At 71.5% G+C, this 13,003-nt stretch carries 12 protein-coding genes; 8 read left to right on the forward strand and 4 right to left on the reverse strand.

From position 1 onward, the window contains the following. Nucleotides 1-28 precede the first annotated feature (28 nt). Nucleotides 29-2,716, reverse strand: coding sequence for a protein kinase domain-containing protein (locus OG226_RS11400; RefSeq protein WP_329348779.1), 2,688 nt, complete (start codon nucleotides 2,714-2,716; stop codon nucleotides 29-31). A 181-nt stretch (nucleotides 2,717-2,897) separates the two neighbouring features. Then, on the reverse strand, nucleotides 2,898-4,412 hold the full coding sequence (locus tag OG226_RS11405; RefSeq protein WP_329348780.1) for an IucA/IucC family protein: 1,515 nt from the start codon (nucleotides 4,410-4,412) through the stop codon (nucleotides 2,898-2,900). Nucleotides 4,413-4,563: 151 nt separating this feature from the next. Between OG226_RS11405 and OG226_RS11410 the strand changes: the two genes are divergently transcribed. From OG226_RS11410 to OG226_RS11420, 3 genes are read left to right on the forward strand one after another with little or no spacing between them, the layout of a single operon-like run. Continuing rightward, nucleotides 4,564-6,078: an IucA/IucC family protein gene (locus OG226_RS11410; protein ID WP_329348782.1), complete on the forward strand. Its 1,515-nt coding sequence runs from the start codon at nucleotides 4,564-4,566 to the stop codon at nucleotides 6,076-6,078. 9 nt (nucleotides 6,079-6,087) lie between these two features. Further along, entirely contained in the window at nucleotides 6,088-7,353 is a 1,266-nt protein-coding gene (locus OG226_RS11415) for a VWA domain-containing protein (RefSeq protein WP_329348783.1), read from the forward strand. Next, entirely contained in the window at nucleotides 7,353-8,162 is an 810-nt protein-coding gene (locus OG226_RS11420; protein WP_328676969.1) for a hypothetical protein, read from the forward strand. Before OG226_RS11415 ends, OG226_RS11420 begins: the two co-directional genes overlap by 1 nt. 61 nt (nucleotides 8,163-8,223) lie before the next feature. Here the strand turns inward: OG226_RS11420 and OG226_RS11425 are convergent, their stop codons facing one another. Further along, entirely contained in the window at nucleotides 8,224-8,853 is a 630-nt protein-coding gene (locus tag OG226_RS11425; RefSeq protein ID WP_329348784.1) for a winged helix-turn-helix transcriptional regulator, read from the reverse strand. Nucleotides 8,854-8,941: 88 nt separating this feature from the next. Between OG226_RS11425 and OG226_RS11430 the strand changes: the two genes are divergently transcribed. From OG226_RS11430 to OG226_RS11450, 5 genes are all read left to right on the forward strand, one after another. Beyond that, nucleotides 8,942-10,150, forward strand: coding sequence for a pyridoxal phosphate-dependent aminotransferase (locus OG226_RS11430; RefSeq protein WP_329348787.1), 1,209 nt, complete (start codon nucleotides 8,942-8,944; stop codon nucleotides 10,148-10,150). Between the two features lie 36 nt (nucleotides 10,151-10,186). Next, complete coding sequence (locus OG226_RS11435) at nucleotides 10,187-10,720, forward strand: HAD domain-containing protein (protein ID WP_329348788.1); 534 nt, start codon at nucleotides 10,187-10,189, stop codon at nucleotides 10,718-10,720. 3 nt (nucleotides 10,721-10,723) lie between these two features. Beyond that, on the forward strand, nucleotides 10,724-11,323 hold the full coding sequence (locus OG226_RS11440; protein WP_329348790.1) for a histidine phosphatase family protein: 600 nt from the start codon (nucleotides 10,724-10,726) through the stop codon (nucleotides 11,321-11,323). Nucleotides 11,324-11,384: 61 nt separating this feature from the next. Then, nucleotides 11,385-12,038: a hypothetical protein gene (locus OG226_RS11445; RefSeq protein ID WP_329348791.1), complete on the forward strand. Its 654-nt coding sequence runs from the start codon at nucleotides 11,385-11,387 to the stop codon at nucleotides 12,036-12,038. A 75-nt stretch (nucleotides 12,039-12,113) separates the two neighbouring features. After that, entirely contained in the window at nucleotides 12,114-12,536 is a 423-nt protein-coding gene (locus OG226_RS11450; protein WP_329348792.1) for an acyl-CoA thioesterase, read from the forward strand. A 7-nt stretch (nucleotides 12,537-12,543) separates the two neighbouring features. On the opposite strand, the gene OG226_RS11455 is transcribed toward OG226_RS11450, so the two are convergent. After that, nucleotides 12,544-12,933, reverse strand: a complete 390-nt coding sequence (locus tag OG226_RS11455) for a winged helix-turn-helix transcriptional regulator (RefSeq protein WP_328676981.1) — start codon at nucleotides 12,931-12,933, stop codon at nucleotides 12,544-12,546. Between the last annotated feature and the right edge of the window lie 70 nt (nucleotides 12,934-13,003).

The following is a 13,003-nucleotide window of genomic DNA, read 5'->3' on the forward strand; positions in this document are numbered from 1 at the left end:
TCCGGCATGAAACGAGCATAGAGGCAGGTCAGCGCCAGGAGGGGTGGCCCTCCGGTGTGCTGCCGGTGGTGAGCCTGCGTGCGCCCGTGCCGTCCGCGCGGACGGCCCAGATCGCCGGTTGGTCGAAGGGGCCCCGGACGAACGCCACCCACGTGCCGTCGGGCGACCAGACCGGGTCCATCTCCTGGGCGGCGGTCTGCACCAGCGTCCGGTCGTCGGTGCCGTCCGTCTTGACGACGTGGATGTCTCCCCCGGTCCCCACGTTCGGCGCCCCGGCGGTGTAGGCGAAGTACCGGCCGTCCGGGGACCAGACGGGGTCGAGCGCCCGCCGGGCCTGATGGGTGACCTGCCGGGGTTCGGCGCCCGGCCGCGCCGGATCGACGACGTGGATCTGCCAACCCGACGTCTTCTGCAGGCAGATGGCGATGTGCTTGCCGTCGGGGGACCACGCCGGGTCCTCCACCTTCGCGGTACCGGTGGTCAGTTGCCGCGCGGAACCGTCCGCGACGGTCACGACGAACAGTTGCTGCACCCCGTCCTGCCGCCGCAGCACGGCCAGCCGCTTCCCGTCCGGCGACCACGACACCCGCCCACCCGAGATCGCGGCGACCCGACGCACGTCGGTACCGTCCGCGTTCGCCGTCCATACGGCCGACTCCTGCCCGGTGTTGCGGGTGAACGCGAACGACTTGTGATCGGGGGCCCACTGCGGCAGCGCGTCACACGTCCCGTCGATCAGCTGCTTCGGGTCGTCCTTGGTGGAGTCACGCCGACCGATCACGCTGTGACACGTCGAGGCCCCGGGGTCCGTGTCCATCCGAACCAACAACGGGGCGTGGGGGAAGGCGGCGCCGGCCGACCGCACGGGTGCGGGCGCGGCTCCCCCGGCACCGGCGTCGTCCTTCCGATCGGAACCGGCCCACGGCTGCCACACGAGCAGCCCCGCGGCAGCCGCAGCGACCGACATCGCCGCTACGACGACCATCGCCCTACGGCGCCCTGCCCGCACGCCCGTCCCGCCCACCGGTCCGCCCCCACCGGGCAGGACGGAAGCGGCCCCGAAGACCGGCGCGGGCCCGAAGCCGGGGCCGGGACCGGGCGACGACTGGACGGTCAGGGGGTGGGAATCCACGGACGGCCTCTCACCGGCCGGGGACAAGCCAGGCGGCCTCTCACCGGCCGCAGCCGGACTGACCGGCGGCTCGGCAACCGGCGCCGGACCCGGCCACCTCCCACCGACCGACGACGAACCGGACGCCCTCTCATCTACCGAAGAGGAACCAGTCGCCCTCTCGGCACCTGGCCACGAACCAAGCGCCCCCTCATCAACCGACGACGAACCAGTCGGCCCACCGGCAACCGGCCACGCCCCGGACAGCCCCCCACTCCCCGAAGCCGGACCAGTCGACAACTCGGCAACCGGCAAGGAACCACACGCCCCCTCACCTCCCGACGACGAACCAGTCGGCCTCCCGGCGACCTCCGGCGCAACGGGCACCCCCTCGCCAAACGCCGACGAGCCGGCAGCCCCGTCGGCAACCACCGGCGAGACACCCAGCCCCTCGTCGACCACCTGCCGGAAACCCGAACCCGCATCACCCCCCGGCGCGAAACCCTGCCCCTCCTCAACTCCCGCCGAGAACCCCGAACTTCCATCAACCACCGGCGGGAAACTCGAACCTTCACCACCCCCCGGCGGGCCGCCCACCCCCTCCCCGCCCTCCGGCGAAGCCGACATCGCGGAACGCGGATCGGCTGCCGCGCCCGACCGGCGATCCGCAGGCCCAGCAGGCCCACCCGACCCACGCCCCGCAGCCCCGCCCCCCGCCCCGTCCACCCCCGCGAAATACCCCGCCGGATCCTCACTCCGCACCAACGCGGTCGCCTCCGCGGGCAGCCACACGTCCGACGGACGCTGGACCGTCAGCCGGTCGAGGAACTCCGACGGACTGGGCCGGTCCCGCGGGTCCTTGGCCAGGCAGGCCGCGACCAGGTGGCGAAACTGCACGGGAACGTCCGTGAGATCAGGCTGTTCGTGGACGACGCGGTACGGCCACGCCGCCGCCACCCCGTCACCGAAAGGCGCACGCCCCGCCGCCTGCCCGAGCACCACACCCAGCGCGAACATGTCCACCGCGGGTGTGAGCGTCCCCCCGGTCAGCTGCTCCGGCGCGAGAAACCCCAGCGTGCCGATCTGGAACCCGGTCTGCGTGAGGGCCGTACCGTCGAGGGCCCGCGCGATGCCGAAGTCGATGACCCGGGGGCCGTCCTCCGCGACGATGATGTTGGCGGGTTTCAGGTCGCGGTGGATGACCCCGGCCTGGTGGATCGCCGCCAGCGCCTCGGCGAGGCCGGCGGCCAGCACGGTGAGCGTGTCCGCGGGCAGGGGGCCGACCCGGTCGAGGACGGCCTGCAACGTCGGTCCGGGGACGTACGCCGTCACCAGCCAGGCCGGGTCGCCCTGCGGGTCGGCGTCCACGACCGGCGCGGTGTGGAAGCCACCGACGCGGCGGGCCGCGGCCACCTCGTCGGCGAACCGGCGCCGGAAACCCGGTTCCGTGCTCAGTTCGGGCCGTACGACCTTGACGGCCACCGCCCGGCCCGACCGCGACCGGCCGAAGTAGACGACGCCCATCCCGCCCTGGCCGAGCCGTCCGACCAGCCGGTATCTGCCCTCCCCGACAGAGGCGGGATCATCCGCTCGGAGCGGTTTCATGACTCCCCCATCTCGCCCGTCCGGCAAGGCTGTTGGAACTCATCGCCCGGACCCCCGTCCCCGTCGAGCGGCGGTATTCAGCCGCGAGGCTCCCCCATACCGGCCACCAGTCTAGGTGCTCCGCTCATGACGTCACCCGGTTCGGAACGGTTCCCCTCCCCCCGACTCCTCACCCGCCCCCTCACCCCGCCAGCGGATTCCGCAACGGCAGATAGCGAGCGTCGGCGCCGTCCGCCCCGGTCCACCGCAACAGCAGGTTCGTCTTCCCGGGCAGCGTGGGCGAGGCGAGGAGTTCAGCGGCCTCGGGGACGTCGTGCCGGGCCAGTTCCGCGCGAACCGCGGGCCACGGGTCCAGCTCCGGGTGCCGCTCGGCGAGCACCCCGGCGATCTCGACGAGGTTGTTGACGACGAGGCAGTACACCAGCCGCTCCCACCCGGCCGCCCGGTCCACGTCCGCCGGCAGCTTCACACCCTCCGCGTCCCGGTACAGCGCCCGCACGGGCGTACCGCCCGCGTCGACGGCGACCAGCGTGTTCTGCAGATGCGCTTCGAGTACGACGCCGTGGTCGGCGAAGGCGGTCAGCGCGGGCGGTACGACCTGCCGCAGATACGCCTCCCACCAGGCCCCCGGGTCGCCCGTGCCGTCGAGCGGGTTGCCCGCGAACCCCTCCACCAACCCGGCGGCGAGCAACGGAGTCGTGCCGGGCAGCAGGTGCTCGCGCAGGCCGTCGCGGACCAGGACGGCGAGTTCCTCGAAGGCGAAGTCGGCGGTGCGGTAGCCGCGGTCGCTGAGCCAGGCCGCCGGTCCGCCCATCGCGGCGAAGGCGTCCCGGACGGCCGTGTCCGTGCGCCGCAGTTTCAGCAGGTCGTGACGCCACAGCCGGCGTACGTCATTGGTGATGCGCACATCGAGGCTGAACTTCAGGAACAGATCCTCCGCGCGTTCCGCGGACCCGGGGCTGTACACCGTGCGGATCGCCGCCGTCGGCCACACCTCGGTCGCCGTCGCGCCGAGCCGGATCAGCCGCCCGTCCGCGAACGCGTCCGTGAGACCGGTGCCGACGAGGTCCAGCTGCCAAGGGTGCGCGGGCAGCAGCCGGTAACCGGGCGGAGCCTCACCGAAGGCGTCCAGCGCCGAGACGTCACCCTCCTCGACCACCGCGTCCTCGCGCAGCCCGAGCAGCACCAGCGGGAAACGGGCGTACGCCTCCGGGGCGTAGGGCAGCCAGCCCGCGACGGGGCCGCCGCCGCGTGCCTTGGGCGCGGGATGGTAGGGATGGCCGGTGATCAAGGACTCTTCGGAGCGGAGATACGGGTCGTCCGGCGCCGTCGCCCGGTCGCGCGCGGTGAGCAGCGCGGCGACGGCGTCACGGCTGTCGGTCATCTCGGCGGGCAGTTCGTGGTTGGACACGCCGGTGTGGCGGGTCAGTTCCTCGGCTACGAGTTTCACGAGTTCGGTGTGGTCGACGCGCCGCCAGTCGCCGTCCGCGTACACCTCGGGCTCGGCGGGCCGCCGCTCGCCGCGCACCCGCAGCAGCCGGCCGCTGCCCGGCAGCCGGTACACGTGCCGCTCCCCCTGGTCCGGGAGCGGCTGGGCCACCTCCCGGAGCAGACAGTTGAGCAGCGGCGCCGCCGCGTACGCGTCGGCGCGCTCCGCCACGTCGTCGCCCGGGGGTGTGAAGTCGACGCGATCCATACGTTCCCTCAGTCCGTGTCCTGCGATCGCGATCAGTATGTCTCTCGTCGCACAGTGTCCCGACGCCCCGTCTCTGCCCGCTCCGCCTGTCCCCGCCCTGTCTCTCGTCGTCACCGATCATGACGCCCCGTCCGCACCCGAGGAGTCGACCGTGGACCGTCCCCCGCTTCCCGAGGCCGAGGTCGCCGAGGAACTCGCCGCCGTACGGCCCGACCTCGTACAACGGTACGCGGCCGAACTCCCCGGCGCCCGTGCGGCGGTGCTCACCCGGCTGTGGCGGGCGTTGGCCTTCGAACCACTGCCGTGGATCGTCGACAGGGCGCCGGGCCCCGTCCTACGGCTCTCCGACGGCCGTCGGCTGCGCGGTCCGCGCGCGGACCCGTACGCGACCGACGCCTACGTCACCGTCGTCCACCTCGACGACATCGCCTACGCCGATCCGGCGCGCCTGATGGCCGACCTCGCCGTGCCGCACGGGAGCGCCTTCGCCGTCGAACTCGGCCACAGCGTGGCTTCGTTGGCGCTGTCCCGGGCCAACCAGCCGACCCAGTCGGAGGATTGGCCGGTGCACGACTGGGAGTGGGAGCAGCGGATCGTCGACGGGCATCCCTTCCACCCCAACTGCCGCTCCCGGCCCGGCTTCTCGGTGGCCGAGCAGCTCGCGTACGGCCCCGAGCACCGGCCCGTGGTGGCGTTGGGCTCGGTTCCGGTCGGGACGGAGGAGTGTCTGGTGACGGGGGTGTGGCCGGACGAACTGTGGGACGGGGGGCGGCTGTTGATCCCGGTGCACCCGTGGCAGGCGGCGCATGTGCTGAAGCGGGCGGGGGACGCTCCGGTCGGCGCGCATCCGCTGATGTCCCTGCGCACCCTCGCCCTGCCGGACGGACCGCACGTCAAGACCGCGCTGAGCGCCCGGCTGACCTCCTCGGTGCGGGACATCTCGGTCTACTCGATCGGGCTTTCGGCGACGTTGTCCGCGTTCGGGGAGACGCTGGCGGCGCGCTCGGACGGCCTGTTGCACGTCACCCGCACACTGGGCGCGGCGACGGCCAACTCCCCGGATCTCGCTGCCGTGTTGCGTGAGTCGCCGCAGACGTACGCGGACACGGAAGCGGGCGAGCGAGTTCTGCCGGTGGCCGCCCTCGCGGTCACCGACCTGCCCCGATCGCCCGCCTGGTTGGCCGAGTTCACCCGTCTCGCCCTCGTCGTCGGTCTGCGGCTGCTGGAGTCCGGTGTGGCCCTTGAGGCGCACGGTCAGAACCTGCTGGTGGTGCTGTCCCGCACGGGTGCCCCCCTGCGCCTGGTCTACCGCGATCTGGCCGACATCCGGGTCAGCCCCAAGCGCCTTGCCGAGCACGGCATTCCGATCCCCGAGCTGAGCGGACGCATCGTCACCGACGACGAACTCACCCTGCGCCGCAAGCTGTTCGGCTCCCTGGTGGCGGGAGCACTCGCGGGTACGGCCGGTTCCGGTACGGCGCTCCGGGCGGCGCTGGCGGCCGTCGTACCGGATCTGCCGCGCACACCGGATCTGCGCACGCTGCTCGAACAGCCTTTGCCGAGCAAGGCGTTGACGCTGATGCGGCTGTCGCCGGAGCTGCCCGGGGACCAGTGGACCGGGCTGCCGAACCCGCTCGTTTTGGAGCCCGGTCCATCTGATCAATAGGATCCGGCGATGATCACAAGACAACGGCTGGCGGCGGGAATCTGTGCCCTGCTCGCCACCCTCACGGCCGGGGTCGCCTTCCCTGCCGGAGCGGTCGCCGACGAGACGGACTCCGCGGCCTCCCCCAAGGTCGAACTCGTGCTGGACGTCAGCGGATCCATGAGCGCCAAGGACATGGACGGCGGCTCACGGATGGCAGCGGCGAAGCAGGCGTTCAACGAGGTGCTCGACGCGACACCCGAGGAAGTGCAGCTCGGCATCCGCACCTTGGGCGCCAACTACCACGGCAACGACCGGAAGACGGGCTGCAAGGACACCGCGCAGCTCTACCCGGTGGGCACCCTGAACCGCACCGAGGCCAAGACCGCGGTCGCCACGCTCACGCCCACCGGCTGGACGCCGATCGGCCCGGCGCTGCTGAAGGCGGCGGACGACCTGAACGGCGGTGACGGCTCCCGCCGTATCGTCCTGATCAGCGACGGAGAGGACACCTGCCAGCCGCTGGACCCGTGCGAGGTGGCCCGCGAGATCGCGGCCAAGGGTATCGGCCTGACCATCGACACGCTGGGGCTGGTGCCGGACGCCAAGACCCGCGACCAGCTCAGCTGCATCGCGGACGCGACCGGCGGCACGTACACCTCCGTGCAGCACAAGGAGGAACTCTCCGACCGTGTGGGCCAGTTGGTGGACCGCGCGGCCGACCCGGTGGTGACCCCGGTCGCCACCGAGGGCACCGCCCAGTGCACCGGTGCCCCGACCCTCAAGTCCGGTCTGTACACGGACCGTGAGGAGTTCGGCAAGCAGCGCTTCTACCGCGTGGACGTCGACCCCGGCCAGGAGCTGCGCGCTTCGGTGAGCGTCGGCGCCGACCGTGAAGTGAACCCGGACTACGGGGTGTTGCTGCGCGCGGTCACCGTGCACGGCCGCGAGATCGTACGCGGCGAGGGCACGGGCAACGGCCGTACGGACGTCATCTCCACCGGCCTGCGCTACCCGAAGGCGGAGAGCGACGACGACAACGCCCCGGCGGAGACCGTCTGTCTGCAGGTCACCAACTCCTTCTCGGCGGCCTCCGGGGTGAAGACCACCCCCGGTCTGCCCCTCGAACTCACCGTGGACGTCGTGGACGGGCCGAGCAAGGCGAGCGACGTGGCCTCCTTCGGCCTCGGCCGCGGCTGGTGGCTCCTCGGCGCCCTCGTGCTGACCGGCTTCGTCGCGGGTCTGCTCTGGGGCTGGCTGTCCCGCTGGCGTCTCGCGGTCTGGAGGACCAACTGATGCGGATCACACGTGTGTTGAGCACGGCCCTGCTGATGGCGGGACTGGCGGCGACGCCCGCGGCGGCGGACTCCTCCCCCTCCGCGAGCCCCTCCGACGACAGCTCGGCGCCCACCCAGGCGGGCACCTCCTTCCGTACGGCGACGGAGCTGGACCAGGGCCGGCAGGCCACCGCGAGCGGCTCCACGGGCGACTACCTGTACTGGTCGTTCGCCGCGGACGCCGGCCAACGCCCCACCGTCAAGGCGACGGTGAAGCTGCCCGACACCCACGCGGGCGAGACCTGGCAGCTCGACGTCTACGACGGGCTGCGGCGCCGTCAGGCATGCCAGTACGGGGCCTCGACGCGCACCGCCGCGCAGGACGCGACCTCCCTGGACCTGGCGTGCACGCTGCGTACCGTCCGTGCCTGGTCGGAGACTTGGGCCAACGACCCGCTGCCGGGCACGTACTACGCGCGGCTCACCGTCGTGGACCTCCCGTCCTCCGACCTGGGCAAGCCGGTGAGCACCGAAGTCCGGGTGGACTCCAAGGACATCGGCGGTTCGGCGGCGGTGGACGGCTCGCTGGCGCAGCCGCTGACGCCGGGGATCGCGGCCAAATCGGCGTCTGACGACGACAGTTCGTCGTCGACCTCGGCGGCACTGTCCAGCATCGAGCCCGACGGCGGCTGGTCCTCCGGCTGGTGGTCCGACCGCTGGGTGTGGACCGGCGTGGGTGGCGTACTGGCCGCGCTCGCGGGGATCGGCGGATACGCGCTGACCCGGGGTTCGGGACGACCGAGGCGGGTTCCGCCGCCCGGTATGTAACTCCGTGACGTCTCGTCAGAAGGCCCGCCCGTAGCGGGCCTTCTGCCGTTTCAGGCCCGCCTCACGCCTCCCGCAGCGCCTTCGCGAGCGTGCCGTCGCCGGTCACCTCGACGCGTCCGGCACGCACCGCGTCGGGAAGGCTCAACTCCCCCTGCGCGACGGCTGTGCAGGTGTCGACGCCGAGTACCAGCCGGGCGTCGGGCTCCCGGGGCGCGGGCCCTTCGCCGTAGACCGCGCCGTCCTGCTCCGCCCCCACCCACAGGTGGAACTCCCCCTCCTCCAGCCGGACTTCGACCAGCCCCTCCCCCTCCAGCGCCCGCAGCAGCGGCAGCGCGAACCAGTGCGCACGCACCGCGTCGGTGGGCCGCCGCTCCCCCAACTCGGGCGCACCCCACGCACCGAGGGCTTGCAGTACGGGCAGCAACTCCCGTCCACGACCGGTGAGTTCGTAGACAAAAGCGGCACCGGGAGGCGGCAGCCGCCGTCGCGTCGCGAGCCCGTCCCTCTCCATGTCCTTCAGCCGCGAGGCGAGTACGTCCGTGCTGACACCCGGCAGATCGGCGTGCAGGTCCGTGTAGCGACGCGGGCCGGCGAGGAGTTCGCGGACGATCAGCAGGGTCCAGCGGTCGCCGACGAGGTCGAGGGCCCGGGCCGCGGAACAGTACTGGTCGTAGCTTCGGCGAGGTGACATGCGACGCAGTCTAGACATGTTGTTGGACTTTCCAAGCTCACACTTGGTAAAACCAAGCAACACACGAAGCCGATGGGGCGAGGGCGCAATGGAGTTCCGGCAGTCGAGCAAGCTCAGCGAGGTCTGTTACGAGATCCGCGGTCCGGTGATCGAGCATGCCGACGCACTGGAGGAGGCCGGCCACAGCGTCCTGCGCCTGAACACCGGCAACCCCGCGCTCTTCGGCTTCGAGGCGCCCGAGGAGATCATCCAGGACATGATCCGGATGCTCCCCCAGGCACACGGCTACACGGACTCGCGCGGCATCCTCTCCGCCCGCCGCGCGGTCGCCCAGCGCTACCAGACCCTGGGTCTCGAAGTCGACGTGGACGACGTGTTCCTGGGCAACGGCGTCTCCGAACTGGTCTCCATGGCCGTCCAGGCACTGCTGGAGGACGGCGACGAAATCCTCATCCCCGCCCCGGACTTCCCGCTCTGGACGGCGGTGACGACCCTCTCCGGCGGCAAGGCGGTCCACTACCTCTGCGACGAACAGGCCGACTGGTACCCGGACCTGGACGACATGGCGGCGAAGATCACCGACCGCACCAAGGCCGTCGTCATCATCAACCCGAACAACCCCACCGGCGCCGTCTACCCCAAGGAGATCATCGAGGGCATCCTCGACCTCGCCCGCCGCCACGGCCTGATGGTCTTCGCCGACGAGATCTACGACCAGATCCTCTACGACGACGCCGTGCACCACTCGGCCGCCGCGCTCGCCCCCGACCTGGTCGTCCTCACCTTCTGCGGCCTGTCGAAGACGTACCGGGTGGCCGGCTTCCGCTCGGGCTGGCTGGTGGTCACGGGCCCGAAGCAGCACGCCAAGAACTACCTGGAGGGCCTGACGATGCTGGCCTCCATGCGGCTGTGCCCGAACGCGCCCGCGCAGTACGCCATCCAGGCCGCGCTCGGCGGCCGTCAGTCCATCCGCGACCTGACCGTGCCGGGCGGCCGACTGCACGAACAGCGCAACGTGGTGTGGGAAAAACTGAACGAGATCCCGGGGGTCTCGTGCGTGAAGCCGAAGGGCGCCCTGTACGCGTTCCCCCGCCTCGATCCCAAGGTGCACAAGATCAACGACGACGAGAAGTTCGTCCTGGACCTGCTGCTCCGGGAGAAGATCCAGGTCGTCCAGGGCACGGGCTTCAACTGGCCGACCCCCGACCACTTCCGCATCCTCACGCTGCCGTACGCGGACGACCTGGAGGCGGCGATCGGCCGGATCGGGCGCTTCCTGGGCGGGTATCGCCAGTAGCAGATACCTCCGCACAGCCCTGGGTAACTCATCCGCATGACCGACCGCCCGCTGCTGCTCCTCGACGTCGACGGCCCCCTCAACCCGTACGGCGCCCGGTTCCTGCGCCACCGCGGCTATGTCACCCGTCGGCTGTGGCCGGCGAACTGGTCGGCCCGCCAGGAGCCGGGTTCCCGGCGGCTGCGGCGCGGGCTGCGGGTGCGCCTGCACCCCGGGCACGGCGAGCGCATACAGGCGCTCCCGTACGAGCCCGCCTGGGCCACCACCTGGATGCACCAGGCGAACGAGATGATCGCGCCGGTCGTCGGGCTCCCCGGCGATCTGCCGGTGATCGAGTTCACCGACCTGTTCGCCGAGGACCCGGACGGCCTCTACTGGAAGACGCGCCAGATCGTGGCCTGGGCCGTCGGCCGCCCCTTCGTCTGGGTCGACGACCTGGTCACCGGCCTGGACGTACGACATGTAGAGGCACACCACGACGGGCCTGCTCTCCTCCTCAAGGTGGACCCGCGCAGAGGTCTACGGGAGGGCGATTTCGCGACGTTGGAGCGGTGGGCCCATAGCCTGTGAGCCATGGGCGATCTTTTCCTCGTACGACACGGAGAGACCGAATGGTCCCGGTCGGGGCGGCACACCAGCTCGACCGATGTCCCGCTCACCGCGAAGGGGCGGGAGGAGGCACGCGGACTGGTGCCGCTGATCCGCTCGCACCGGGTCGGCGCCGCGTTCGTCAGCCCCATGCAGCGCGCGCGGGAGACCGCCGAGCTGATCGGGCTCACGGACGTCCGCATCGACGTGGATCTACGGGAGTGGGACTACGGCGGCTACGAGGGCATCACGACCGTCGAGATCCAGCGCACCCGGCCGGACTGGTTCCTGTTCACCGACGGGGTCGCGCCCGGGCCACCGGACCATCCCGGGGAGAGCCCGGAACAGGTGGGCGAGCGCGCCGACCGCGCCCTGGCCGAGGTGGACGCGGCCCTCGCCAACACCGAGGGCGTGGTCGTCCTGGTGGCACACGGCCATTTCCTACGGGTGCTCACCGCGCGGTGGCTCGGGCTGCCGCCGTCGAAGGGCGCGTTGTTCCAGCTCGCGACCGGGACGCTGTGCCGGCTGAGCACGGAGCACGGACGGCCGGTCATCGCCGCCTGGAATGTCAGACCCCCGTCGTAGCCTTCGGATGGGACGCGCCCACGACGTCCGGGTGGACCGACAGACCTGGGAGGAGCACGCCGTGACACGACCGCCGACCGCCGCGCAACGGCGTGTCATCGACGCCGCCGATCCCGTCACCGGGCGGCTGCGGGGCACGGAGGCGCAGCTCGCCGCGCTGGTGAAGCGGGGGTTGGCGTTCCGGCACCCGCGCCCGCCGCACGATCACTTTCTGACGCCGGCGGGGCATCGCATACGGGAGTCGGAACCGGAGGTCGCCATGCCCGCCGCCGCTGCCGAAGCCACCGCGACCCCCAACTCCACCACGACCGCCGGGGTGTTCGCCGCGCGCATCGGTGGCGAGGAGGAGACGGGCGTCGCCCCCGCCGCCCGCACCCGTGAAGTGCACAGCGCCTGGCAGGGGTTGCTGGAACTGCGCCGGATGACCAATCCGGACGGTTCCGTGGAGCGGCCGTGCGGCTGGGAGCGGAGTCATCTGGTGCAGGCCGCCGCGCTCGCCCTGGAGGCCGCCGGGCACCGGCCCGCCGGACGGGACGCGGAGGGCTACCGAGTGCGTGTGACCCCGCAGCCCGAGGCCGTCGCCGTGCGCGATCCGGACGGGGAGGCGCTGCGCGCCTGTGCGGGGACGCTGGAGCGGGCGGGCTGGCAGGTGAGCGAGCACAAGGAGCCGCGAACGGGGGCGAGTTATCTGCTTGCCTCGCCGCGCCGGACGTGAACGGACCTCACCGGACCTGAGCCGCATGCCAAGATCGGTCGGTCAGATCGTCCGTCAGTGCGAGAAGGGAACGCAGTGAGCGAGCCGTTTTCCGTCCCGGTGACCGTCCGCGGATACGAGACCGACAGCCTGGGGCACCTCAATCAGAGCGTGTACCTGCAGTACGCGGAGCACGCCCGCTGGTCGGCGCTGACCGCCGCGGGGGCGGGCCAGCCCGAGTTGATGGCCCAGGGGATCGGGCCGGTCGTCCTGGAGACCACCATCCGCTATCTGCGCGAGCTGCGCGTGGACGAGGAGGTGACGGTGAGCTGCGGCTTCGAGTGGGGCGAGGGCAAGACGTTCCGCGTGCTGCAGACGATCACCAAGGCGGACGGCACGGTCTCCGCGGAGATCGTGTCGACCGGCGGACTGCTGGACCTCCAGAAGCGCAGGCTGGTCACCCAACCGCAGGAGTTCTTCAGGAAGTTGACCACGAATCCGGGTCTGTTCGGGCTCTGAGCCGGTACTACTCCGGCAGCCGCTCGGTGTCGTAGGCCGCACGGGACTCCGCGATGTAGACGCGATTGCGCTCCGCCCAGTCCGTCAGCCGTAGCAGGGTCTCGTGCAACTCCTGGGCCACCGGGGTGAGTTCGTACTCGACCTTCGGCGGCACCGTCGGGTGCACGGTGCGGGTGACGAGTCCGTCGCGCTCCAGGTTGCGCAGGGTGAGGGTCAGCATGCGGCGGCTGATGCCCTCGATGCTGCGCTCCAACTCGGTGAAGCGGATGGGGCCGTGGGCCGCCGCGACCAGGATCTGCACACTCCATTTGCCGGCGACCCTGTCAAGAACTTCACGGACCGGGCAGGCGTGCGCGTTCACGACCTGGGCGGTAACACCGGTGTTCCCCTGGGACATCCACGTGCCTCCTTACGACGACCTCCATGGTTCCTGACGATGTACCCCGTTACAAGTCGTGCACCTATGG

The organism is Streptomyces sp. NBC_01261, from assembly GCF_036226385.1.
In the GTDB taxonomy this organism is placed as follows: domain Bacteria; phylum Actinomycetota; class Actinomycetes; order Streptomycetales; family Streptomycetaceae; genus Streptomyces.